Here is a 24,733-nt window from a genome sequence, read left to right on the forward strand (position 1 = left end):
TATTTCCTTCATATCCTCCATAAATAGCCGCATAAACGTATTCGCCAAAATGTGCCCAATTATTGTTGCATTCCAAATCTCATGATGCAGAGGCCTTGGCCTGCCAAAATACCCGGTCGTGAACTAGCTACTGTGCGGCTTTTAGGGGATTATTTTGGCTAAGGTTTTTGAATACTTTTGGGCCAATGCCAAAAGTATTTGCCAGCCCGGCACGAGTCCAACGCGAATTAAAGACAAAAAACCTGAGAGCCATAAAGGCTCGTGCAAGTTACCAAGGAGGCATTAGCAAAAAAGTGTATCACAGGCAAAATCCTGACGCTTGAGAATTTAGTTTTTGTGAAGGTATTGACTATTTGCACAGATACTGAGTAAGCAACGACCGTGGAACTGATTGTAAAATCATTATTTTGTTATATAATTTACATTATGTTAAATTAAAAATATGACAATACCTCTTACTAATGAAACCTGCTAAACCAATCGGTGTTCTTTCCCCTCTTTATGCTGTTGGATTGATTTTTCCAGACGTTGCCTATTTGGCTTGGTGGACACAAGGTGAAGTGTTTCATTTATGGAGTTATACTCAACTTCTGATATTATTACAACTGCACGCTGACCACTTTTTCTGGGAACGATAATCGTTCCTGAATCCTTGGATACGTAGTTAAGATGCATTTTCATGGACTTACGCAATTCGGTCATTGTTATGGTTTTCATCGGACTAAATTTTATTGTTGGAATTTAATCAATTAATCTATTGAGATTCAAATTGCTTTATTTTTGGTGGATTCTCTTTAAACTGCTTTTCTGCTTTCCTCAGATCATGTGACAGCTGCATCCTTAACCAGAAATCTGCATTTCCTCCAAAGACTTTGGCAAGCCTAAGTGACATATTTGGTGTGATAGAAGCCTTTTCATTCAAAATGTTTGATAAAGTTGGACGGGTAACCCCAAGCAGCTCAGCCGCCTTGCCAATAGTCAATCGATTGGCACGAATCACTTCTTCCTTTAAAACCTCCCCAGGGTGTGTATTGTGTTCTATTCCACGTTTCATATGCTATTTATATTTAGTGTGTATCAATATAGGTTAGATCATAAGCCTTACCATCCTCAAATCTGAACAGTATCCGATAGTTTCCGGTGATATCCATACTCCAATATCCCTGAAGATCTCCTTTTAATTGCTGCGGTCTCATTCCCCTGAAAGGCAACAGATCCTGCGGTACATCTTTTAAATTATCTATGATATCCAGTACCCTCCGGATCTTCTTGACCTGTACGGAAGGCAAAGCTTTGCTGTTGCCTGTTTCCCAGAACAGCTTTAAGCCTTTATGTTTAAATGATTCTATCATTCATTTTGTCTAGTGTAAATATACACCTTACATTTTAAAAATTCATCATTTAATTATAATTCCTTTAGCTGGTTTGCAGGAGAAGTTCCCAGTAAATTCATACTATTTTTGCTAATATTCTATTCACCCACCACCCCATTGTCGATTAATACCGGTTCCTGGCCCTTGGTTAAATCGAAGAAAGGGACGTTCCAAAGATGTGAATTTATTGGTTTCTCTGATCATCGGTAAACAAACACCTCTCCCGAACTGCTCCCTACCGGATACCCGCTTTCCGAATCGTAATCATAATCAAAACTTCGCTCCGGATGATCCGCTGCATCTGGACTGATCGCTGTAACCGAAATGCGAACAATGTTGTTGGGATTGCTAAAAATGCCTGGATTCCCGGTGGCTGCCAATACTCGGTACGGATTGGGATTGCTATCAAAGGCATATTGCGTCCGTGTCATGTGAATGGTCTCTCCCTCCTGCAGTACATAGTAGTTTTCTTCGGTCAGGTTTCCTTTCCCATCATAGCCATAAGTCCAATACTGTCGGAGCACTTCTTCCCCGTCATACAAATTCATTCGTTCCACAAAACCATCCGTTCCGTAAACAAAGGCACGTGTGGAACGCAATTCATCTTGAGGTGAAAAAAAATACGCTATCCGCTCAATTTTGCCTGCTTCGTCATAAACATAGGTGGAATGGCCGCTTATCCCATGCTTTTCTGGATCGGCCCAATCCCTCTCCCCGTCAATTGGCATATAGGAGCGAAAGCTATCCGGAGAAACAGTAACCTCCTCCCTCGCCAATTGACCCTGGGCATCATAATGGTAACCGCGGTAGAACATGGAACTGCTAAAAGTACGAATACGTCCCTGGTTGTCGTAGTCCAGAAGTTCACTTGGTTTGCCTTCCATCTCTACCCGCTGCAATAAGGGGCCATCCACTGATGGAAGAAAAGGATCTTTTTCCTCCAGACAACCAAAAAAGGAAGCTAACAATATAAAAGCCCCGATTCTATAAAATGGTATGCCTATTGTTTCCACATTCAGCAAATTTTGTTTTTCATTACTAAAAGTAGATAACCTAAATGATTAATGCAAAAATAGAGATCGAAATAATCTACTCGAATTAATGGTTATAATCGAATACTTTGCAACCATACGATCGCTTAAAAACAATAGAGAGATCATTTTACTATCGAGGGCAATAGACCATCTTCCCCCTAATTCGGTATATTTACCAAAAACCCTTAATCCATGGTTTCCCTTTTTACCACCACTCATTGGTTACGCTTCTTTGTCTTTCAGCTATTGTGCACCTGCCTTTGTGCAGGTACCATCGCCCAAACGGAACCCGTTAGCTTGGTCCTCACCTGGCAGCAGGATCCCACCCGCACCATGACCGTCGACTGGCATACACATCCCGAAGACCAGGCGCTATCCCTGCTCTATTACAGAAACGGCCCCGATGAGGACTGGCGAGAACTTAAGGCCGCTAAACATGAATTCCCCCACTCCGACCGCAGCATCCACCGCGTGGAAATCACCGGCCTTGAACCAGGAACCAACTATGAATTTCGTGTAGGGGAATTCAGCCGGGTGTACAATTTCAATACCCTACCGACCAACAACCGGGAACCCTTGCGTTTTGCCGCCGGTGGGGATACTTCCCATGGGGACATGTTCCGCCAAATGAACGAGGCCGCCATGAAATATGATCCGGAATTCATAGTCTGGGGCGGGGACCTGGCCTATGCCAACGGAATGGCTGAAAACCTGGACCGATGGATCAGCTGGTTTGAAAGGGTGAAAACGGACCTTATCACTCCCGAGGGACGGGTGGTACCCATCATCGTGGGCATTGGCAACCACGATGTGATCAACCACCATTATCCCGGATCGGAAACTGCCATTGGGGAGACGGAAAGCATGCCTGCCTTTATCGCCAAAGTGAAAAAAGGGGAAATGGAAGAACCCACGGATGAAATGAGGTTGGAAAAAGGCCCCTTCTTCTACAGGCTGTTCGCCTTTCCGGGACAACCTGGCTATGGTGCGTTGGATATTGGGGATTACCTCTCACTGATCATTCTGGATAGTTCCCACAGCAACTTGATCAGTGGCACACAGACAGAATGGCTCAAAGAAGTATTGGCATCAAGGCAAGGAAGACCACATATCATCCCTGTTTACCACAAACCCGCCTACCCATCCCATAGGGTTCAACCCGGTGGCACCCGTAACCAGTTCTGGTCGGAACAGGTCTTGCAGCATTGGGTGCCCCTATTCGAAAAACATGGTGTCCGTGTGGCCCTGGAAAATGATGACCACACCTACAAGCGTACCTATCCCCTGCGTGGAGACCAAGTGGATCCCAATGGCATTGTCTATATCGGAGATGGTTCCTGGGGCGTGGGCAAAAGGGAACCCAAAACCCCCGAAGAAGTATGGTACCTGTACAAATCTGCCCAGGAAAATTCTGCCATAATTGTGACCTTGCACGGCCCCCACCAGCATTTTCTGATGATCAATGAGACGGGGAAAATTATTGACGAGTATCCTGAAACTCTTAAGGTCAATAATATTGAATAGGTATAAACCTGCCAAGTCTGATTGAGAATTATTCAAAAATCAGATTAAAACAACAATAAACCCTGCGCGGGCTGGAGTTGGGTCGAGGATTCCTGTGGACAACAGGCAGAAGCAGCAAAAATAATATCACCCCTTCTGGGGTTAGGGTTCATTTATTATCTTGGTTTTCTATAGTACTATCACCCCTACCGGGGTTGGATTTCGTACCTTGGTTGGTAGGGTATGGTTATGGTATTATTTTTCCATCAGAAATTGAAACCCTGTTGGGATTTTGTTCAATACATGAATATAGACACCTTCTTTCCCCGTGTAGATCGAGATCAGTTTTTTGACCACATTCCTTTATTGGCTGTATAGTAAAAAAGCGGTTCGTTTCTGAACCGCTTTAAACTAAATTTTTATTATCTGCTTGCCGTAGGACTTTCCATGGGATGTTCTTGAAGTAACTCCTCTGGAGAGTAAAACCCTTTTTTCTCGGAGGTTTCCTCCCTGACTTGGGCCACTTTTTCCGGGCTCACCGGAGCCGCTTTATTGCCAAAGGAATTCCTTACATAGGTAGCCACGGCAGCTACTTCCTTGTCGTTTAGCATTCCGGCATAAGGTGTCATGGGGACTTGGCCGGGATACTCTTTTCCCAATACCTCTATAGGTCCCATAAGGCCATGCAGTATAATCTTAATCAACCTTTCTTGGCTGCCTACGACCCACCTAGTGCCTGCTAATGGCGGAAAGCCTGATGCCGATAGGCCTTTACCGTCCTCTTGGTGGCAGGTGACACAAAAACCTTCCTGACTATAAATCGTTTTGCCCATTTGGAACAGGGTGAGGTCCTCCCCTTTTAGATCCGTGTCGGGTTTTGCCTCTGCTTTTGCCTCTTCTAGTGACTTACTCTGAAATTCTATGCTTCCACTAGCACTGATTTTTACTGAGCCCACAGACAAGTCATTGAGGTGGGCCAAGGAAGTTTCGAAAGGCTTTATCATCCAATCATCCATGGGATGTTCGTTAGCCACTTCCAGGATTTCGATCCCGGCCTCTTTGTCTAGCCAAGATGCAGCCACAATCGCTTCCAGCCTAACCCTGCCATGTTCGTCTGAGGCTGCCTTTTTAAGCAAATCGACTTGGTTTTCAACCTGATGCTCCACATAGCGCAATACTCTGGCAGCCGCTGCCCTGGCCTTGAAATCTTCGGCATTAAGCATTTGCTCGAGCAAATCCTTATCTACTTTATTCAATCCCCAAGTCACCCAAAGTGCTTCCAATACCCTGTGCTCGAATAGGGGGTCGCTGCGATCCAAGTTGGCTACCCAGTTTTTCAATTTAGTAGTAACTTCCTGTACATCCCTGCCCCTAAGCTCTCTTCTTGTCCGATACCGCGCCCTGAATTCCGGCAGCTTAAGGTTCTCCAATAGTTCTTCCACGCTGGCTCCGTCAATTTTTGCAGGGGTAACCAAGGGTCTGGAGGGATAGGTGACCCTATAGACCCTTCCATGCACGTGATCCCTAAGCGGATCCCTGGCATTGTGTTGCATATGCCCAACAAGGACGTTGTGCCAGTCTATGAAATAGAGGGATCCATCGGGTGCAAACTCCATATCCACCGGACGGAAGTTGCGGTCCTCCCCTATCACCAGGTCTTGCCTGTGCCTGCTTTTGTATCCCGTACCGTCATCTTCCATCACATGTTGTTTCATACCCAAAAAGCCTATGGTATTATTGATCAGCAAATCCCCCTGATGTTCGTCAGGAAAATGCCTGCTGGACACAAATTCCAGACCTGAGGTGGGCCTTACCCTATGATCATCTTCAATCAGGTTGGCACCCTTGTGGGTGGCTTCCCCATAGCGGGGCTTTACAGAACCCGGCATCATCCACCTTACATCAGGCCCTGATGTCTCAGCAAAGAAATTTTGTCCCCAATCGTCGAAAGCTATGCCCCAGGGATTGGGAATAGGAAGCTGGGCCGTTCGTTCCAGGTGTTTTCTGGCAGGATTATAGCGATAAAAACCACCATTAGTGGCCCTTACAGGTCCATAGGGGGTTTCTACATTGGTATGTAGAAATACACCTTCGCCCATATAAATGGCCCCAGAAGGGTCTGCGACAAAGGCACTGATATTGTGATGGGTGTCATGATCGTCAAATCCACTCAAAAGTATTTCCTTGGTATCTGCCCTGTCATCACCGTCTAAATCTCTCAAAATAACCAAGTTGGTTCCCTGTGATACATAAACTCCTTCTGGGGCAATTTCCAATCCTATTGGCAGATGAAGGCCATCCGCAAAAACAGTCTGTTTATCTGCTTTGCCGTCTCCATTGGTGTCTTCTAGTATAATTATCTTGTCATTGGGTTTGGGATCCCCTGGTTTATAATGGGGATAGCTGGGCATACAGGCCACCCAAAGTCTTCCCTTGTTGTCAAAGGTCATTTGTACGGGATTAGCCAAATCCGGAAAATCATCCTCAGAGGCAAAAAGCTCCAACTTATATCCCTCGGGCACCTTTAATTGATCCAATGCTTCCTGGCCATATAGATATTCTGTACTTCCGTTTTTCTGTGGGTTATAATTCGTTTCCACGGGGGGCAATTCCCGGGTTTGGGCATCTGCGGCCACCAGGTCAAAGTCCTCCCCTTTTGCCGCCTTCCATATGGCTTGGTCTCTGTTGTCCGTCATTTGGCGGATTTTCTCCAGTTCATAAGGGTAGTTGTCCGGGCCAAACGGATTATATCGCCTTCCGAATACATGCACCCCATTTGGAATCTTGTAGTCGTTGTGCCACATCCAGTTCTTTTCCAACACTGCTGCATGGATTTGGTCCCTCTGTTTTGCTGCCCTTGCCTTGGTCTTTCCAAACAACTTATCGACCAAAAAAGCGGAAAACTGCTTATATCCCTCATCGGAAAATTGAAACCCATCTATGGTTAAATAATCCTTGTTACTCTTGTACCAGGATTGCGAGGGACCAAAGGCATCAATAAAGAAAACCTGGTTACGCTCACAGACCTCCTTCATGGCATCCGTATATAATTTAAGGTTTTCGTTTTCCTTTTTTCCATTGGGAAGGTCAAGGTCTGCGCTAAGATCCTCAAAAGCAATGGGAGATACCAAAGCAAGCTGTGGGGGGTATTCCCCGTTGTAATTTTGACCTTTTGTGTGTTCTATAAAGGCTTCCAGTTCTTCTTTGTACCGTTCCACTCCTTCCAAGCCGTCAAAACTTTCGCTGTATCCAAAAAATCCCACAATGATATCTGCTTTGTGACGGGAAAGCCATTCATCCGGGTATTCAAGATGACCTTCACTTCCGGAATTGGTAGTATATTCTGCCTTCTGAAACTGCTCAGCACCCGGAAAAGCCCAGGGGGTATTTCTTCCGGAATGGGGCCTAAAACCCGGCGTGTCTCCGGGAACACACATATTCCTAATATACAAAGTGGAGTCGGGAAAGCGCACATGCAATTCTGTCTCGAAGTGGCCGAACTCCATCATTCTGGATCCTAGATTATTGCCGATTAACATAATCCTGTTATTCTTCCTGAGGTCAAGTGTATCCTCTTCAGGACCACAGGAATATAAGAGGGCACCTAAAGTAAAAAAACAAGCTATTTTCGATAACCTGGTGACCACTGGGATTGGGTTTATAAACATGCTGATATTTTGGTTTTGCTAATTTTCTGTGCGGAAGTTAATGTTCTTCAGATGGAACATTTTCCACCCATCAATTAAGTGGCTAATATAATAAATACTGTCCTGTACTATCCTGTTTTTTTTACAAATGGCAGTTTATTGTAAAGTTTAAAAAGTATACTTGGATCAGGCCTATTTTCCTTACCTTTTGTCTAAAGTGACAGTTTCAACAATATTCCAGTCCCAATAATGTAAAAGTTGGTTTTCTTTTTGGCAAATTTTCCTTAATCTTAGTTTTTCAATTCAACTATGCAAATTTCTCGGGTGGGCCTAATTTCTGGGCCTGTTACTTTCTTGCTCCTGTATTTCTTTTTTAAGCCTGAGGGGCTTTCCGCCGAAGGGGCGGCCCTACTTGCAGTTACCTCATGGATTGCTATTTGGTGGATTACAGAGGCCATTCCCATAGCAGGTACCGCCCTTCTGCCCCTGATCCTCTTTCCCCTTTTGGGAATCTTGGAAATCAAATCCACTTCCACTTCCTATGCTGATCCCATGGTCTTGCTGTATATGGGAGGCTTTATGATTGCATTGGCCATAGAAAAAATTGGGCTGCACAAAAGGATTGCGCTGCATATTATCGCACTGGTAGGCACGGATCTTTCTCGTATCGTGTTGGGGTTTATGCTAGCCACAGCCTTTTTGTCCATGTGGATATCCAATACCGCTTCTTCCCTGATGATGCTCCCTATAGCCATAGCAGTGGTCCAGCAGTTGGCACAGAGCAATGGCGATCAAACAAATGAAAACACACTTGGCCGCTTATTGATGCTCTCTATTGCATATAGTGCCTCCATCGGTGGGATGGGAACCATAATTGGGACACCTACGAATATCATTCTGGTCGGGGTGATAAAAAACACCTATGGTGTGGAGATTAGTTTTGCAAAATGGATGTCCATAGGCCTACCTATTTCTATTTTGCTCATAGGCATTTGTTGGTTTTACCTGGTCAAGCTGGCTTTTCCTGTTCACAGTATAGGGGGAATGACCGGTGGTGAAAATGAAATTAAGGAACAATTGAAGGCTTTAGGCAAAATGTCTGCCGGGGAGGCCAGGGTATTGGCGGTATTTGTTTTTGTCAGTTTTTCCTGGATTACCAGATCCCTGCTTATTCAGCCCTATGTTCCTGCCATCAATGACACTATTATCGCATTAATTGGAGTCCTGGTCCTTTTTATCATTCCTCAATACAGGGGAAGTAAGAAAAAACTATTGGACTGGGAAGCGGCAGAAGAAATTCCCTGGGGCATCTTGATTTTATTTGGTGGTGGTTTGGCCTTGGCTGCGGGGTTCCAACATACGGGGTTGGCAAGTTGGGTTGGAGAGCAATTCACTCTTCTTCAAAATGTCCCATTCTGGATTTTCCTGCTCCTGATTATTGCGGCTGTGAATTTCCTCACCGAGATCACCTCTAATGTGGCCACGGCCTCCATGCTATTGCCAATTCTTTCTGCCGTGGCCTTGGCAATGGGGGTACATCCTTTTGGGTTGATGGTGGGGGCCACGCTTGCGGCCAGTTGTGCATTTATGCTACCTGTGGCCACTCCCCCCAATGCGGTGGTATTTGGTTCAGGTTACTTAACCATCCCAGCAATGATGAGGACAGGAATTGCCATGAACCTACTATCCATTCTATTGGTAACCTTAATTGTATTTTTCCTGTTGCCATTAGTTTGGGGGATTAACCTGCTAGAACACTCTGCTTTTTGATATTTATGGTGCGATTTGTAGGCCGTTTCGAATTTTTTTTCACACTACTTCCCTGTTTTGAGGAAAAATTAAGGCCTACTTGTTACTTTTATGCAGTTAATTCAGTGCTAGTATTGTCATTAACCACTAACATATTATAAACTAAACATCATGAATATTATTGAAAAACACTTTATGCGCTATTTTCTCCTCCTTTTTTGGGTAGGGCTGGTATTCTCTTGTAAGACCAGCGAAGAACCTAAGATAGGGTTAATCACCGAAAATGCTATGGTGGTCTCGGCCCACCCATTGGCCTCCGAGGTGGGCAAACAGATTATGGAAGAAGGTGGCAATGCGGTAGACGCAGCAATTGCAGTTCATATGGCCTTGGCAGTGGTTTATCCTGAGGCGGGAAACATCGGTGGCGGAGGCTTTTTTGTCATTCGAAACCAAGATGGGAGCACCCACAGCCTGGATTTTAGGGAAAGGGGTCCCCTACTCGCTCATCGGGACATGTACCTGGATGAAGATGGTGAAGTGATAGATCGGAAAAGCATTAAAGGCCATCTTGCTGCTGGGGTGCCTGGAGCGGTAGATGGGATGGCTCGTGCCCACGAACGCTTTGGTAGTTTGCCCTGGAAACAACTTATTCAGCCAGCAATAGACTTGGCGGAACGAGGATTTGTCCTTTCTGAAGCGGAGGCCGCAAAATTCAACAGAGCCAAAGAAAACTTCAACCAATATTCCACGGTGAATCCCTCCCAGTTTACGGGTAAGGAATGGGAAGAAAACGACACCTTGGTCCAATCCCAGTTGGCCGAAACCCTCAAACTAATCAGGGACCAGGGCAGGGACGGCTTTTATAAAGGGCAAACCGCAAAATATATTGTGGAGGAGATGGAGCGTGGTGAGGGCATCATTTCCTATGAAGACCTAGAAAAGTATGAAAGTACTTGGAGAGCACCACTGGAAGGAACTTATAAAAACTTCAAGTTGATAACCATGGGTCCCCCTTCCAGCGGCGGCATTATCATTTTACAAATGTTGGGAATTTTGGAAGACAGGGAAATTAGCCGGAATGGAGAAGCTTATGCAGAATACCTGCACCTTAAAACAGAAATGGAAAGAAGAATCTATGCGGACAGAGCTACCTATATGGCAGACGCGGATTACTATCCCGTACCTGTTCAGGAGTTGTTGGATAGAAATTACTTGAGCCAAAGGTTCCAGACTTTTAACCCTGAAAAGGCTACACCATCAGATGAAATAGCAGCGGGTAAAATACTGTCTATGAGTGAAGAAACCACTCATTTTTCCATCGTAGACCCAGAGGGAAATGCAGTGGCCTGCACCACTACTTTAAATGGAGGTATGGGTTCTTCGGTTGTAGTGGATGGAGCGGGTTTTATCCTCAACAATGAAATGGATGACTTCTCCATTAAACCCGGCCACCCCAACATGTTTGGTGTCTTGGGAGGGGAGGCAAACCAAATCGAACCCGGAAAGCGAATGCTAAGCTCCATGACCCCCACCATCCTAGAAAAAGACGGCCAACTCTTCATGGTTGTGGGGACCCCTGGAGGAAGTACCATTCCCACTTCCGTATTTCAGGCTATTGTCAATGTAGTGGAGTTTGGCATGGGTATGCAACAGGCAGTGAATGAGCCCAGGTTCCATAGCCAATGGCAGCCAGAATTAATTTTCTACGAAAAGGAAGGGATGGATCAAGGCATAAAATCCGCTATGGAAAATAAGGGCCATTCCTTTAGCGAAAGAGGCGGTATAGGCAGAGTGGATGGTATTTTGGTATTGCCAGATGGTCGACTGGAAGGAGGCGCCGATCCCAGGGGAATGGATGAAGCTTTTGGCTTCTAAAAAAAATTGGCCAAAATAGGTACAAGAATCAAGGAAAGTAAAATGCTGGTAAGAATTAGCATGGCACTTTCCTTTTCTTTTGTGCCCAGGAAGCTGGCAAATACCGTCACATTTGCTGCAACGGGAAACAATGGCAACAACATAAGCATATGCCTAGCCTCTTCTTCTTTAATTATATCCAGAAAGAAAAATTCTATGGTCAAGAAAGCACCCATGATGAAAATTCCTGCAATGAGCCTAGTGAGGTTTAGCCTACCCAAAAATGTGTAATCCAAGGAATTGAATTTTACAGAGGAAGCATTAATGCCGATTATAAGCATACCAGCAACAGAAACAACTGTTCCCGATACATCTGCGGCGTCCACTACAACATCCGGAAAGGAAGGAATGCCAATCACTTTCAGGAGTATGGCAATCGTGAAGGCATATAAAAAGGGGGCTTTCAACACCTCCTTGAAGGCCTCCTTTTGCCCTAAGCCGGATCTTGCCACTTGATAATATCCAATCAAATCTCCATAAAAGGCGGTTCCCACATAAATACATATCAGTAAGGTGACGCTACCGTCTCCAAATAGCGCCTGAACAGTAGGAATTCCAAAAAAGGCAACATTGTAAAAGGAAAAGCAGCTTTTTAACAGGTTGAGATCACTTTTTTGGTCATACTTTCGATATATCCATATGGCAGGTAATATCATCAACGTAGCCAGGGCGAAGGAAAGAGAAGACATAACCAACAGGTTTTGCTGATCGGCTTCTTGCACATGATAGATGACCAGAAGCGGCATAAAAAACCACACCAAAGGTTTGGTGACCCACTGGGTTGGTATCCATCCTTTTTTACCCAGCCAAATGCCTAAGGGGATACAGAGCAGGTAGGGAAATAAAGATTCGTAAAGATCAAGAAAAATCCCCATATAGCAGTCGATCCGTTATATCCTTAATCATTCTAGACACACATTTAACATTAAACCAAACTGCATTTACGTCCATAAGTTGTCCATTAAGGATGTGTCCAAGACCATAAATCCCACTGCCTCCCTTCGGCGAAAGCAGTTGCAAAATCTGTTCATTAACACAAACTCCCCCTGCTCTATATGGACTTAAGTATCCTTTGTTAAGCATATTGCGCAAAAGTGTGCTTTCCATTTCATCCAATTTACCGGGGGAACCTGTTGCATTAATGAGGAGCTGAACGGATTCGGTAGGTTTATCCTTGATTTTCATTTGGAATTCACCAAGCTTTCCAGAAAAAGCCACATCTTCAAAAAAGGGGACCACCCTTAATTTATTCCCTTTAAAGAGTTTTTGTAGTTTTTTAGCGTTGGGCAGAGGCATGCCGTGCCGGTTTATCCCCCAATCAGGCCCCAACCACTTCATGAATTTCAGCTTTTCTTCTATTGACAATAGAGACCAAATAGGTGTACTGTCATATCGTAGGGAATAGGCTACATTCATTAGAGGATCCCCACCTTCCTCCGCAAGGGCTATGTCCTTTTGCAAAAGTGAGGCGACGTCCTTTCCCTCTCTATCCAATTCTTTCCAATCTAGAGGTTCTCCCGTATGTTCTTCCACGTCTTTGCGGAACAACCTGAAAATTTCCTTGACCAAGGGTCCCCTTCTATTCTCCCTACGAATGCGATAGATTGCATCCATGGTAAGGTGGTTTCTTGCCACTTCTTTATTTTTTACTGGTTGAACCCTAGGTACTAGGCCATCTGGTGAGTAAAGGGAAATTTTACCCTCGTACTTGTTGTCCACCAGGGTCATTACCGCATCTATCGCACTGAGGCTACTTCCCAAAATACCAATATGTTCGGCTTGGTTCATTTTTTCCAAGATGGGACCTGAAGGCCAAGGAAAAGGAATGTAGTTGGAATGCGTGAGCAAGTGCTTAAAATTATTGGGCTTTGGAGTTCCCAAAGCAAGTATCACTATATCAGAAGATATAACATCTCCGTTCTCACTAAGTAGCTGATAGTTGTCTCCTTCTCTTTGTAAGCCATCTGCTTTTTGGTGGAGAAGTTCTACAGTGAGGCCAGCAGCTTTTGCTTCCAGGATGAGGGACTTGGAATGTTCAAACAAATACCTGCCGTACAGTTGTCGGGAGGAGTAGGAATCCTCTAAACCTCCCTTTCCCTTTACCCTGTCAAGGGATTTGCCTCCTTTGTTATCCAACCAGTCCACATAATGGCTGGGTTCGTTGACGTACAATCCCATAAGGTCCGCCTGAGTATTTAACAAGTGGCCAGGTTGATCCGTCCCAAATGCCAGACCATGTCCCCACTTACCATCTTTTTCCATCCAGGTGATTTTTACTTTGTCCTTAAGACCCTTTGTCACCAAGCTCAAAAAAAGTTCCGCAAAGGCAGCTACTCCACAAGCCCCTGCACCAATAATGGTTATATTTTTCATATGTTTATATTGTCTTTTCAGCGGTCATATAGCCTGCCCCTGCCTGCCCCGAACTCGATTCGGGGAACTTGTTTCGGGGGAATCTCGCATCTCCCCGATAGCTATCCGGGGCATCCCAGTGTGTAACGTGCTCGTCATGCCCTGACTGCCGTCAGGACAGGCTCGATTTCATCTGTTTATAATTGATTTTTACAAGCCCCATAGTCTGCCCCAGCCTGTCCCAGCCTGCCCCGAACTCGATTCGGGGAACTCGATTCGGGGAACTTATTTCGGGAGAATCTCACCATGCTAATCATTCCTACCTGCGTTGCTTGCATCATGCTCGATTGTATTATATCAAAAGTTTCAATCCATTGGCCAAAAATGATGCCCATCTTCACCTAGCCTGCTTCTGCCCGGTACCTTTTCTTGGAAAATGCTCGAAATACGGAGGATAAACCCTTCATTTGGCTAAAAAAAATTACCTTAGCCCTGAGTTTACAACTTTATGAAAGAAAAAAAAGCAACAAAGGGCATTTCCCTATCCAAGGTTTTTAAAACCATAATCTGGCCACGGAAAAAGCAAATTTTTATTGGGTTGGGGTTGATCGTAATTAGCAGGTTTTCAGGCTTGGTGTTGCCCTGGGCAAGCAAATACTTGATTGATGATGTCATACCCTCCGATGATTTTGAGTTGTTGAAATGGCTGATCATCGCCGTTGCCGTTGCTGTCACCATACAAGCGGTCACCTCCTTTGCACTTACCCAGATTTTGAGTGTGGAAGCTCAGCACCTTATTGCAAAGTTGCGGGCAAGGGTGCAGGGGCACATCTTAAAACTCCCTATTCGGTTTTTTGACTCTGCCAAGACCGGTGAGTTGGTTTCCAGGGTGATGACCGATGTGGAAGGAGTCCGGAATTTGGTAGGCACCGGACTTGCGCAAATGGTCGGTGGGGTGCTCACTTCCTTAGTTTGCCTTGTTTTATTGATAACTATAAGTCCTATGCTAACCTTATATGTGCTGCTGCCTGTGGGTATTTTTGGGTTGATTTCCTTAAAGGCTTTTGGTAAAATACGGCCAATTTTCCGAGAAAGGGGAAAGATCAACGCAGAAGTGACGGGAAGGCTTACGGAAACCTTAGGGGGCATTCGGGTAATCAAGGGCTTTAATGCAGAATCTCAGGAAATTAAAACATTTGAAGAAGGGGTCAACCGTCTTTTTTTGAACGTAAAAAGTAGCCTTACCGCCACAAGTTTTGTCACCAGCTCCGCAACTTTTTTGTTGGGATTAGCATCTGCCGGAATAATGGGCATTGGGGGATACATGATCATGGATGACACCCTTACTTTTGGCGATTTTGTGGCCTTTACCCTATTATTGGGTTTTATGATTGCGCCTATTGTTCAAATGAGTAATATTGGCAGCCAACTTACAGAGGCTTTCGCAGGGCTGGACCGGACCGAGGAATTAATGAACCTCCCACTAGAAGAGGATCCCGGAAAAAGGAATATCCTGTTGCCATCCATCAAAGGGGAAGTAGTGTTTGAAAATGTCAGCTTCGGTTATGAAGAAGGAAAAACCGTGGTCCAGAACATCAGCTTTAAGGCAGCTCCAGGTACAGTTACCGCTCTTGTTGGTAGTTCGGGGTCTGGCAAAACCACCATTTCCGGACTGGTGGCTTCTTTTTTGGTACCCAATGAAGGACAAGTTCTGGTAGATGGACATGATTTGAGTTTGGTAAACCTGGAAAGCTACCGGAGCCAACTTGGGGTGGTTTTGCAGGATGACTTTCTGTTTGAAGGTAGTATTCGACAAAACATCTTGTTCCCAAGGCCTGATGCGGGAGAAGAAAGGTTAATGGCTGCCGTCAAGGCTGCCTATGTGGATGAATTTTCGGATAGGTTTGAGTCTGGCCTTGATACCTTAATTGGGGAACGTGGGGTGAAACTTTCCGGTGGTCAACGGCAAAGGCTGGCCATCGCAAGAGCCATTCTTGCAGATCCCCGGATTTTGATTTTAGATGAGGCCACTAGTAATCTGGATGCAGAAAGCGAGAACTTTATTCAGGCCAGCTTGAAGCATTTAATGAAAGGGAGAACCACTTTTGTAATCGCACATAGGTTAAGTACCATAAGACAGGCCGATGAGATATTAGTAATAGAGAAAGGAAAAATTGTGGAGAAAGGCAAGCACGAAACCCTTATTCAAGAAAAAGGAAGGTATTTTGACTTATATACCTATCAAGCTAGGATATAATTTGCTTTGAAAAACACATTTATCTTATTGTTATTGAGTAAGTTATTTTGTACTTTAAAATTTCTATCGCCACAGGACGTGAAATTATTCATGTTTAAGAGTTGGGGGAAATACCTCATTTTCCCGGAATGAAAGTAATATCCTTCCTACTATGTGGCAGGGTTTATGAGGCAATGTTTATTAGTAATCAGAAGCTCAAATACAATGTATATCCTTTGGTTTTTATGTGTGTCATTCTGGTTTCAAACCGATCGTTTTGAAGAAGCCAGGCATAAAATGGTAACAGATCAGTTGGCAAAAAGGGGGATTAAGGAAAAGTCGGTGTTGGAGGCCATGAGGAAAGTACCAAGACATCTACTTGTACCAGAAAGTCAAAAAGATAACGCCTATCTGGACAGACCCCTCCCTATCGGTCAAGGGCAGACCATTTCCCAACCCTACATAGTGGCCCTGATGACCGAACAAATCCATCCTGAGAAGGACATGAAAGTCTTGGAGATAGGTACCGGATCCGGATACCAAGCAGCAGTATTGGCTGAATTGGTGAAAGAGGTTTATACCGTTGAAATAGTTTCCGAATTGGGTAAAAAGGCCAAATCAGATTTAAAAGAGCTTGGATATGAAAATGTTTCTGTGAAAATCGGTGACGGTTACCAGGGATGGGCCGAACATGCTCCCTACGATGCCATAATAGTGACCGCAGCACCGGAAGAAGTACCCAAGCCTCTACTTGATCAATTGAAGGAGGGTGGCAGGATGATCATACCTGTCGGGCCGGTGGGACAAACTCAAGAGCTACTTCTAGTCGAAAAAATCGATGGAGAAATCAAAAAGACCAAGAAAAGCCTGGTACGCTTTGTACCCTTTACCCGATCCCCACAAGCCGACTAATTTATCTTTTCCGCTTTAATCAATAGTGGAAAGTTAACCTCCTTTACCTCCTCAGGATAAGATGATCTGTAATTGGCATCGGAGACTTTGGGTCATGTGAAAATAAGTTCTCTTCCTAATTACTCTATGGCTACCCCGTGGACTTCAATCCAGTCCAACCTGCTACTTGCCGGGGTACCTCCCCCTCTCATCAAATCGGTAAAGCCTACCTTTACTACATGGGATAAGTCGGGGTCTTCAACAGGCTGACCTTCAAATATTCCCTCTAAATTAAGTTTTCTCCAACTCAACTCATTTAGCATAAAGGAACTGGTTTCCCAATCTTTTGTAGCCTCGCTACCCTGCTCACTTACTAACCATGTACCATCTTTCAATTCTAAAATGATCCTTAGGGTTCTGAACCCCGACTGTTTAGACCTCCATACGATTTTGGAGGAAGGATCTCTCAAATCAAAGTCCAAATCTTTATGGCCAAGAGCCAATGCCCATGTGTCATCACAAGTTCCCGACCAGATATAAAATGGGTCATTGGCAATCTCGGGATGATGGCTTTTTTTGAGTTCCTGTTTGGCTGCCCCATATAAATGGAGGTTGAGCTTTTCGTTCTCTAGATGGTCTTCGGTAACCGGTGTTTCTGCAGGGATTTCTTTCCAGTCTTCTCGGAAAAGCGCCATCTCATTTTCTTGAGCAAAAATGGAAGAGGAAAACCCAAAGAGTATCAGTAGTAACCCCATCCTCAAACACCAACGAATTCTGATAGTTGTAAATATTTTCATTTTTTTTAGCTTATATAAAATTCCAACTATAAAGTACAATTACGGAAAAAACCATATTTTATTACGAAAATACATTAATTCACAAACATTTCATCTAAATTGAAGACATGCCTGGGTCGTTTTATCGCATGAATCTATGGAATTTACAGTTGGAAACAAATAAGTTTTTTTTTACATTAGAAGTGATCCTTTTAATTATGACCCAAAATAATGCAAGACTTTCGTTCCTTAAGTGATTTAGAATTATGGCAATTGGTACAAAAAGAGAACCAAAAGGCCTTTTCTTTTTTATACAATACATATACCACCGATCTATTAAGGTATGGAGTGAAGTTGGGTGCCGAAGAGGCTCTTATTGAAGATGTAATTCACGATATTTTTGTCAAGTTGTGGAGTTGTAAAAAAGGCATCTGTATTAATAAGTCGATCAAATATTATTTGTTTTCCAGTTTTCGAAGAGAATTGATACGATCATTAAAAAGGGGGAAAAGGGAAGAAGAGCGTCTCCATGACCACATGGCGGAAACTTGGGAACAATCCTTTCAGGAAGTGTTGATCGAAAACCAAATCACTTTGGAATCACACGCCAAATTGAAATGTGCTCTTGAGGCACTGAGTAATCGACAAAAAGAGGCCATCTACCTGAAATTTATTGAAGAACTTAGCTATGAGGAAATATCAGATATCATGGGAATACAAGTACCCTCCCTTTATAATTTGGTCTTTAAATCACTCAATTATTTGAAAAACCATTTGCTACAAAATAATTTTTATCTCAAAATGATATTATTTATCGTAATAATTAAAATTACGATTTAAAATTTTTCTAAAACTCCCAAAACATCAATATTTACTGTACAGTACTTTTTTTTGAAAAAATTTATTTTTTTTTGATTAGATAATTGTCAAAACCGCCTCTTCTAATTGTATGGGTTAAAGCAAAAAATTTTGGACAATTCGTTTCAACATATAGAGGAATTTCTCACAAATCCGAAATTCAGAAATTGGGTAATAAGACGTGACTCGGAGAGTGAGCATTATTGGAAGGAATGGCTGGCGCTTCATCCGGAGCGTAAGCCTATGTTTTTGGCAGCAGAAAAAGTCCTGCTCAATATGATCCCTGACATTGGTGACTGGGAAGAGAGGCGGAAGAACCTATTAGAAGAGCGGATTTCAAAAAGTATACATGTCCGCAGTAGCAGAAATAGGGAGGAAAGTGAAAAGCAAAGACCATCTTTTAGGATTTCCCACATCCTTACAGCTTTTCTCCTATTGGTCTCGGTGGCGGTAGCACTTACCAAATTGGAAATTTTGCCGCTAGAAAATGCTGAAAGTACCCAGCAAGAGAATAGTGACCACTTTATTACAAAATCCACACCTTCCGGACAAAAAAGTAAAGTTCACTTGAGCGATGGCAGTATTGTCACTTTGAATGCCGCCACTGAAATAAAGTACAAGGAAGGCTTTGGTACTACCCACAGGGACATTTACCTATCTGGAGAAGCCTTTTTTGAAATTGCCAAGCGGGATTCCTTATCTTTTAATGTGTTTGTGGACGATATCGTCACTACCGCGGTGGGGACATCTTTTAACATTAATTCCTATGACAGGAACTCTGTAGTGGTTCAATTGGCCACCGGCAAGGTAAATGTCTCCTCGGCTTCCACAAAAAATAGCCTACCCTTAGTACCGGGAGAACAGGTTCTATTTTCCAATCAACAACTTCTTAAGACTAATTTTGATCTGAAAAAATCCTTTTTGTGGAAAGATGGCATACTTCTCTTTGAAAAAACCCCATTAACCCAAGTCATTAGAGAGCTGGAAAGATGGTATGGTACAGATATACATCTTTCTGGTCTCAGCGGTAAAGACCCCCTAATTAGTGGGCGCTTTGAAAACGACTATTTAACCAATGTGCTAGAAACGATCAGTTTTTCCATACCCTTGACTTACCGAATAGAAGAAAAAAATATATATGTACATCTTCAACACAGATAATCTAAAAAAGCTGCCTATGCAAATAAATTAAATAGGCCAATGCTGGAACATTGGCCCTTTACGGGATAGCTGGTTTCTCAGGCAAGCCATCCCTGTCTATTAATCCCATTATCAGGAACAATAAACCTTATAAATTTATGAAAAATGTATTACAAAAAGCACTTATGATAGGTAAATACTATCTGTATGGGTTTTTTCTGCAAATTTTCCTTTTAAACATGATTTATGCAGATCCTACCAACGCCCAAAACAGCCTAGACCTCAAAGAAGTTAGGGTGAATATATCCTTGGAGGAAGTAGTACTTTCCAAGGTGTTTACCTCTATACATGAGCAAACCGGCTACTCATTTTTCTACAGGGACCGCCTTATTGAAAAAATTGGCCCTGTATCCCTTCATGCGCCGGATAGCCCCCTGGAGGAAGTTTTGCTCCAGCTTTCTGGAGATTACAAGCTTTCGTTTAAACAGGTCAATAACCGAATAAGCGTAAGGGAAATGCCTTCAAAGGAAACACTTGAAGTGGTTGAAACGAATCAGCTAATGGAAAGAAACATCTCTGGAATTGTAAGGGATGAAGAGGGTGAGTCCCTTCCTGGGGTAAACATATTGTTAAAAGGAACCAATGTGGGTGCTGTCACAGACCTTGATGGCAGGTATTCGATACAGGTCCCGGATGAAGGGGCGGTATTGGTCTTTTCTTACATAGGGTTTGATACCCGGGAGATTTCTGTGGGCAACTCCAATATCATTGATGTGACCTTACAGGCAGATACACGGGCTCTAGAGGAAGTGGTGGTAATTGGGTATGGTGAAAAAAGCAGGAAGCTGATGACTGAATCCATAGGCACTGTGGGTTCTGATGAAATTGCCCAGGTACCCATTGCCTCAGTAGACCAAGCCATCCAAGGTAGGGTCTCAGGAGTTCAGGTTACCAATGTGGATGGAACCCCAGGTGCTCCTGTGGCCATTAGGATCCGGGGAGTGGGTACGGTAGGTAACACCCAGCCACTGTTTGTTATTGACGGGGTCCCTGTAGGAAACAATGCAGATGCCACTACCAATCCCTTGGCAACCATAAATCCTGCCGACATTGAAAATATTTCTGTATTGAAGGATGCATCTGCAGCTGCAGTATATGGGGTAAGAGCTGCCAATGGAGTGGTATTGATAACCACTAAACAAGGCAAAAAAGGAAAGCCAACCGTTCAATTGGAATCCTACTATGGTGTACAACAAATCCCAAGGTTTAACGAATACAACTCTACCCAGGAATACCTTAGTTTGACGCAAGATGCCTATGACGCTTTTAATACCCAAAATAACCTTACTTCCGCTGATCCCGAATTCCAGTTTTTGCATCCAGACCTGCAACCGGGAAGTTCAATTCTGAACCGGAGTAATGAAATGGCCTGGAGGGAAGCAGCGCTGAACCCGAATGCCCCTATCCAAAACCACAATTTAAGCATCTCTGGTGGCGGTGAAGGTTATAACTATTTTGTTTCCGGAGGATACTTCAACCAAGATGCCACTGTACAGAGGTGGGAGTTGGACAGGTATACCTTTAGGGTGAACAGTGATTTTAACATCAACAAAAGGTTGAGGATTGGTCAGACCTTTACCATTTCCTATCAGGAAGTAAACAGGGGAATGAATGGTGGTGGCGATGGCTTTCTATTACAAAATGCGGTCACCATGCCACCATTTTTTAATATCTTCGAGGATCCAATGAACCCCATACCTGGAAACAGATATGGCTATGATGGCAACCATGACTTGGCCGGATTGACCATCGGCAACCAAGTAGGGATAAACCAAATCGTGAATCGGGTAGATAGAAGAACCAGGGTGTTGGGAAGTGTCTTTGCGGAGCTGGAAATCATGGATGGCCTATATTTTAAATCAGCCGCTTCCCTTGATTTGATTAATGGAAGAAATGACAACTGGCGCCCGGAATACCTGGTGGCAGAGATGGGGCTAGATCGTCCTGGCAACCTGTTTACGGATTCAAGAAATGAGAACTTCACCCAGGTATTCACCAATACCCTTAACTACAACAAAACCTTTGGTAAGCATAACATCGACCTTTTAGGTGGATTGGAATACCAAAAGCTGCGTAGTACTTCATTGAGCTTACAAGGTTCCGACTTTATAAGTACGGACCCGAATTTCTATCGGGTGGTAATTAATGGACGAGGTGATCCCAACTTGGGTGCCGGAGCGGGTCAGTCAGCCTTTGTAGGATATATAGGTAGGGCAAGTTATAATTTTGACGACAAATATTTGCTGACCGCTACCGTAAGAAGAGACGGTACTTCTACTTTTTCCCCAGTAGACAATCGTCGTTGGGGCACGTTTCCATCCTTTTCTGGTGCCTGGAGAGTGAGTGAGGAGCCCTTTTTCAACAAGGGTACCATAAGCGATCTGAAAATCAGGGGGAGTTGGGGACAATTGGGAAATTCCAATACCGCTGCATTTCCACATATTTTCCGGGTATCAACCACACCTGATTATGCCCTTGGCGGTAGCAATACCGTTCAGGCACCGGCACCCATAAACTTTGTGAATGAAGAGGTGGTATGGGAAACCGTACAGACGGTGGATGTAGGGTTTGACATTTCTCTGTTCAACGATAAAGTGGACATTTTGGCCACCTATTACGAGCGGACCACAAAGGATTTTCTATTCTCACTTCCTTTACCTGGACTGACAGGTTTTGGGTCCACCCCTGTCAACTTGGGGACGGTAAGCAACAAGGGAATCGAACTTGAAATTGGCTATAATCACCAATTTGCAAATGGCCTTAATATGCAGCTCTCAGGTAACATTACCAGCGTGAGAAATAGGCTGGAAGAATTAGCCCCTGGTTTGGAGGAGTTTACTGCCTCTGATATCTATAGAACGGCTATTGGTCATCCGATTGGCTATTTCTTCGGCTACCAAACCGCCGGTATTTACCAATCCCAAGAGGAAATTGATGCCAGGTTCACTGGCGGATTTGAAGATGCTCTTTCCCCTCAAGGCCCCAGACCTGGAGATGTGATCTTTCAAGATGTAGATGGCCCGGGAGGGGAAGGCCAGCAATTTTCTGGTGAACCAGATGGAATGATTGATTTTAACGACCGCTCCTATTTGGGAAAAACCATTCCCTCTTTCTTCTACGGTTTCAGTGCAAACTTGTCCTACAGGAATTTTGACCTATCCATGCTTTGGCAAGGGGTAGGCGATATACAAATCTATAATGAAGTAAGAAGATCTGGTCTTAACCTAGGTGGTGCAGGAAGAAATATGTTGACGGAGACCCAAGAACGCTGGACTGGTCCTGGAACCAGTAACTCTGTTCCAAGAGCCATCTCAGGGGATCCGAATCAAAACAACCGATTTTCGGATCGATTTGTGGAAAATGCTGGTTTCCTGAGGTTGAGGAACCTGCAAATAGGTTATACCCTCCCCTCTACCCTATTGGACCGATGGGAAGGCTTCAGCAGAGGAAGGGTTTATGTAGGAGGCACCAACCTTCTTACCTTTACCAATTATACGGGAATGGACCCAGAGGTGATGACCTATGGGGCAAATGCCACTCAGACTGGTGCCGGTACGGACAGGGGAAATATGCCCCAACCCAGGATTTACCAAATGGGAGTTCAATTGACCTTTTAATTTAAGCAGCAAAAGTTATGAAGACGATAAAAATTTTGGGATTGTTTCTCAGCATAGTTTTGGTAACCATACTGTCTTGTGAGAATCAGTTGGATTTACCGCCATTGGGAGAGTTGAATTCGGAAACGTTCTATATCACCTATGATGATTTTGAGGCAGCCTCCTTGGCACCTTACAGCACCTTGTTGAACCTGTATTACGAACAGTCCGGTCTAGGCCATTACAGGGGTATAGTCTACCCCTCGGACAATGCGAGACACGGTGGGCAAGGTGTAAACAATAACGTGGATTTCGTTTGGCTCCCGGACAATGGGGACTTCAACCATATTTACACAGAGAGCTACAAAGGGATCATGCGTGCTAACACCATACTAAACCGAACCTCTGATTCAGAACTTACAACTGGAGAGATAGCAAGGTTTGAAGCGGAAGCCAAGTTTATACGAGCCTATTTCTATTTCATGCTCGCCAAGCATTGGGGCACACCACCATTGATCAGGGAGTTGATCACGACGGTTGAAACTTCCAGAGTAGGCAACTCCCAGCCAGGAGAGGTACTGGACTTTGTGGAAGAAGACTTGATAACTGCCAAAAATGACCTACCTGACCAATGGGACGCCTCCAATGTAGGAAGGGCCACCAGTGGCGCCGCCCAAGCACTTTTAGGAAAGGTATATCTGTACAGACAAAAATACACGGAAGCCATTACTGAATTGGAAAATGTGGCTTTTAACATGGGATATAGTTTGGTAGATGATTTCGGACATAATTTTGACGAGGACTTCCAAAACAATTCGGAATCCATCTTTGAAATTCAGTTTTCCAGAGGGGAATTCAACCCCTGGCTGCCTGTGGATTTTGGCTTGGCCCAAAACCAAAATGTAGGCCATGCAGGTACGGGAAGAGCCATTAATTTCAGGGCTTCCTGTTTCTTGGGCAACTGTGCCCCGGGAGCCAATGGTCAGGGGTATGGAAATGTACATGCCACAGTGCCGCTGCAACAGGAATTTGAACCCGATGATCCTCGTATTACTAACACCTTTTACAGGGAGGGAGATGATTATTTTGGAACTCCCTATGACCCTGCTTGGTCGATTACAGGTGCTACTCCTTCCAAATACTTGCTTAACTACATCAGCTATCCTGAACCACCTGCGGGTTCAAATAATGAACGGGTAATTAGGTTGGCAGATGTTTATCTGATGCTGGCAGAAGCCGAATTACTTGGCAACAATAATGTAGCGAGAGCCGCAGAACTGATAAATTTGGTAAGACGTAGAGCTGACCCTACTGGAGATGCCCTACCGGATAGGCCTGGCACAACTAGCCAGGAGGAGATGATGGAGTTTCTTATGCATGAACGAAGGGTTGAACTGGCCTTTGAAGGGCACCGTTATGATGACCTTGTGAGGTGGCATAATGCTGGTCTGATTAACATCGCCACTGATGTTGACTTTGGCAGTTCATTGGCCAACCAAAACTGGACCGAGCGGCACCTTCTTAAACCTTTCCCTCAGCGGGAATTAGATTTGATTCAGGAGCTAAGGCAAAATCCTGGCTATTAAACCTATATATTTTCAAAG

At 44.2% G+C, this 24,733-nt stretch carries 17 protein-coding genes; 9 read left to right on the top strand and 8 right to left on the bottom strand.

From position 1 onward, the window contains the following. Positions 1-471 precede the first annotated feature (471 nt). From DB520_RS21595 to DB520_RS21610, 4 genes are all read right to left on the bottom strand, one after another. Positions 472-717, bottom strand: coding sequence for a type II toxin-antitoxin system Phd/YefM family antitoxin (locus DB520_RS21595; protein ID WP_114751874.1), 246 nt, complete (start codon positions 715-717; stop codon positions 472-474). Between the two features lie 37 nt (positions 718-754). Further along, complete coding sequence (locus DB520_RS21600) at positions 755-1,054, bottom strand: HigA family addiction module antitoxin (protein WP_114751875.1); 300 nt, start codon at positions 1,052-1,054, stop codon at positions 755-757. A gap of 13 nt (positions 1,055-1,067) precedes the next feature. Next, a complete protein-coding gene (locus tag DB520_RS21605; protein ID WP_114751876.1) occupies positions 1,068-1,352 on the bottom strand; it encodes a type II toxin-antitoxin system RelE/ParE family toxin in 285 nt (94 codons plus the stop codon). A gap of 221 nt (positions 1,353-1,573) precedes the next feature. Continuing rightward, positions 1,574-2,386, bottom strand: coding sequence for a hypothetical protein (locus tag DB520_RS21610; RefSeq protein ID WP_157972192.1), 813 nt, complete (start codon positions 2,384-2,386; stop codon positions 1,574-1,576). Positions 2,387-2,599: 213 nt separating this feature from the next. Between DB520_RS21610 and DB520_RS21615 the strand changes: the two genes are divergently transcribed. Then, positions 2,600-3,931, top strand: coding sequence for a purple acid phosphatase family protein (locus DB520_RS21615; RefSeq protein ID WP_114751878.1), 1,332 nt, complete (start codon positions 2,600-2,602; stop codon positions 3,929-3,931). 401 nt (positions 3,932-4,332) lie between these two features. Here DB520_RS21615 and DB520_RS21620 read toward each other — a convergent pair whose 3' ends face one another. Next, a complete protein-coding gene (locus DB520_RS21620) occupies positions 4,333-7,578 on the bottom strand; it encodes a PVC-type heme-binding CxxCH protein (protein ID WP_114751879.1) in 3,246 nt (1,081 codons plus the stop codon). 288 nt (positions 7,579-7,866) lie between these two features. Here DB520_RS21620 and DB520_RS21625 point away from each other — a divergent pair, with 288 nt between their 5' ends. Together DB520_RS21625 and ggt are read left to right on the top strand one after the other, a co-directional pair. Next, positions 7,867-9,327 (top strand): SLC13 family permease, encoded by a 1,461-nt coding sequence (locus DB520_RS21625; RefSeq protein WP_114751880.1) that lies wholly within the window; start codon positions 7,867-7,869, stop codon positions 9,325-9,327. 150 nt (positions 9,328-9,477) lie between these two features. Beyond that, positions 9,478-11,181: a gamma-glutamyltransferase gene (ggt, locus tag DB520_RS21630; protein WP_198675412.1), complete on the top strand. Its 1,704-nt coding sequence runs from the start codon at positions 9,478-9,480 to the stop codon at positions 11,179-11,181. Here ggt and DB520_RS21635 read toward each other — a convergent pair. Continuing rightward, positions 11,178-12,095, bottom strand: coding sequence for an AEC family transporter (locus DB520_RS21635; RefSeq protein ID WP_114751881.1), 918 nt, complete (start codon positions 12,093-12,095; stop codon positions 11,178-11,180). The genes ggt and DB520_RS21635 overlap by 4 nt on opposite strands. Continuing rightward, positions 12,079-13,593 carry an FAD/NAD(P)-binding protein gene (locus DB520_RS21640; RefSeq protein ID WP_114751882.1) on the bottom strand — a complete coding sequence of 505 codons (1,515 nt, stop codon included), beginning with the start codon at positions 13,591-13,593 and terminating at the stop codon, positions 12,079-12,081. The genes DB520_RS21635 and DB520_RS21640 overlap by 17 nt, the downstream gene beginning before the upstream one ends. A 487-nt stretch (positions 13,594-14,080) precedes the next feature. On the opposite strand from DB520_RS21640, the gene DB520_RS21650 reads away from it, so the two are divergent. Continuing rightward, positions 14,081-15,829: an ABC transporter ATP-binding protein gene (locus DB520_RS21650; protein WP_114751884.1), complete on the top strand. Its 1,749-nt coding sequence runs from the start codon at positions 14,081-14,083 to the stop codon at positions 15,827-15,829. Between the two features lie 204 nt (positions 15,830-16,033). Next, positions 16,034-16,720 carry a protein-L-isoaspartate(D-aspartate) O-methyltransferase gene (locus tag DB520_RS21655; protein WP_114751885.1) on the top strand — a complete coding sequence of 229 codons (687 nt, stop codon included), beginning with the start codon at positions 16,034-16,036 and terminating at the stop codon, positions 16,718-16,720. A 119-nt stretch (positions 16,721-16,839) separates the two neighbouring features. Here the strand turns inward: DB520_RS21655 and DB520_RS21660 are convergent, their stop codons facing one another. Continuing rightward, positions 16,840-17,496 (bottom strand): hypothetical protein, encoded by a 657-nt coding sequence (locus DB520_RS21660; protein WP_157972194.1) that lies wholly within the window; start codon positions 17,494-17,496, stop codon positions 16,840-16,842. Positions 17,497-17,706: 210 nt separating this feature from the next. Between DB520_RS21660 and DB520_RS21665 the strand changes: the two genes are divergently transcribed. The 4 genes from DB520_RS21665 to DB520_RS21680 all read left to right on the top strand — a co-directional run bounded on the left by DB520_RS21665 (position 17,707) and on the right by DB520_RS21680 (position 24,715). Then, positions 17,707-18,315, top strand: a complete 609-nt coding sequence (locus DB520_RS21665) for an RNA polymerase sigma factor (RefSeq protein ID WP_114751887.1) — start codon at positions 17,707-17,709, stop codon at positions 18,313-18,315. Positions 18,316-18,444: 129 nt separating this feature from the next. Further along, a complete protein-coding gene (locus DB520_RS21670) occupies positions 18,445-19,494 on the top strand; it encodes a FecR family protein (protein WP_157972195.1) in 1,050 nt (349 codons plus the stop codon). 137 nt (positions 19,495-19,631) lie between these two features. Further along, the gene (locus DB520_RS21675; RefSeq protein ID WP_114752052.1) at positions 19,632-23,150 is read left to right on the top strand and encodes a SusC/RagA family TonB-linked outer membrane protein; all 3,519 of its coding nucleotides are present in this window, start codon (positions 19,632-19,634) and stop codon (positions 23,148-23,150) included. A 17-nt stretch (positions 23,151-23,167) separates the two neighbouring features. Further along, the gene (locus DB520_RS21680) at positions 23,168-24,715 is read left to right on the top strand and encodes a RagB/SusD family nutrient uptake outer membrane protein (protein WP_114751889.1); all 1,548 of its coding nucleotides are present in this window, start codon (positions 23,168-23,170) and stop codon (positions 24,713-24,715) included. Positions 24,716-24,733 lie beyond the last annotated feature (18 nt).

Origin of the sequence: Pleomorphovibrio marinus, from assembly GCF_003347495.1 — a bacterium.
GTDB lineage: Bacteria > Bacteroidota > Bacteroidia > Cytophagales > Cyclobacteriaceae > Pleomorphovibrio > Pleomorphovibrio marinus.

Coding starts and splice junctions, on each gene's coding strand:
- DB520_RS21640 (WP_114751882.1), bottom strand. CDS start 13,593: ATGAAAAATATAACCATTATTGGTGCAGGGGCTTGTGGAGTAGCTGCC.
- DB520_RS21665 (WP_114751887.1), top strand. CDS start 17,707: ATGCAAGACTTTCGTTCCTTAAGTGATTTAGAATTATGGCAATTGGTA.
- DB520_RS21600 (WP_114751875.1), bottom strand. CDS start 1,054: ATGAAACGTGGAATAGAACACAATACACACCCTGGGGAGGTTTTAAAG.
- DB520_RS21620 (WP_114751879.1), bottom strand. CDS start 7,578: ATGTTTATAAACCCAATCCCAGTGGTCACCAGGTTATCGAAAATAGCT.
- DB520_RS21660 (WP_157972194.1), bottom strand. CDS start 17,496: ATGAAAATATTTACAACTATCAGAATTCGTTGGTGTTTGAGGATGGGG.
- DB520_RS21635 (WP_114751881.1), bottom strand. CDS start 12,095: ATGGGGATTTTTCTTGATCTTTACGAATCTTTATTTCCCTACCTGCTC.
- DB520_RS21605 (WP_114751876.1), bottom strand. CDS start 1,352: ATGATAGAATCATTTAAACATAAAGGCTTAAAGCTGTTCTGGGAAACA.
- DB520_RS21625 (WP_114751880.1), top strand. CDS start 7,867: ATGCAAATTTCTCGGGTGGGCCTAATTTCTGGGCCTGTTACTTTCTTG.
- DB520_RS21680 (WP_114751889.1), top strand. CDS start 23,168: ATGAAGACGATAAAAATTTTGGGATTGTTTCTCAGCATAGTTTTGGTA.
- DB520_RS21615 (WP_114751878.1), top strand. CDS start 2,600: ATGGTTTCCCTTTTTACCACCACTCATTGGTTACGCTTCTTTGTCTTT.
- DB520_RS21675 (WP_114752052.1), top strand. CDS start 19,632: ATGAAAAATGTATTACAAAAAGCACTTATGATAGGTAAATACTATCTG.
- DB520_RS21650 (WP_114751884.1), top strand. CDS start 14,081: ATGAAAGAAAAAAAAGCAACAAAGGGCATTTCCCTATCCAAGGTTTTT.
- ggt (WP_198675412.1), top strand. CDS start 9,478: ATGAATATTATTGAAAAACACTTTATGCGCTATTTTCTCCTCCTTTTT.
- DB520_RS21655 (WP_114751885.1), top strand. CDS start 16,034: ATGTATATCCTTTGGTTTTTATGTGTGTCATTCTGGTTTCAAACCGAT.
- DB520_RS21595 (WP_114751874.1), bottom strand. CDS start 717: ATGAAAACCATAACAATGACCGAATTGCGTAAGTCCATGAAAATGCAT.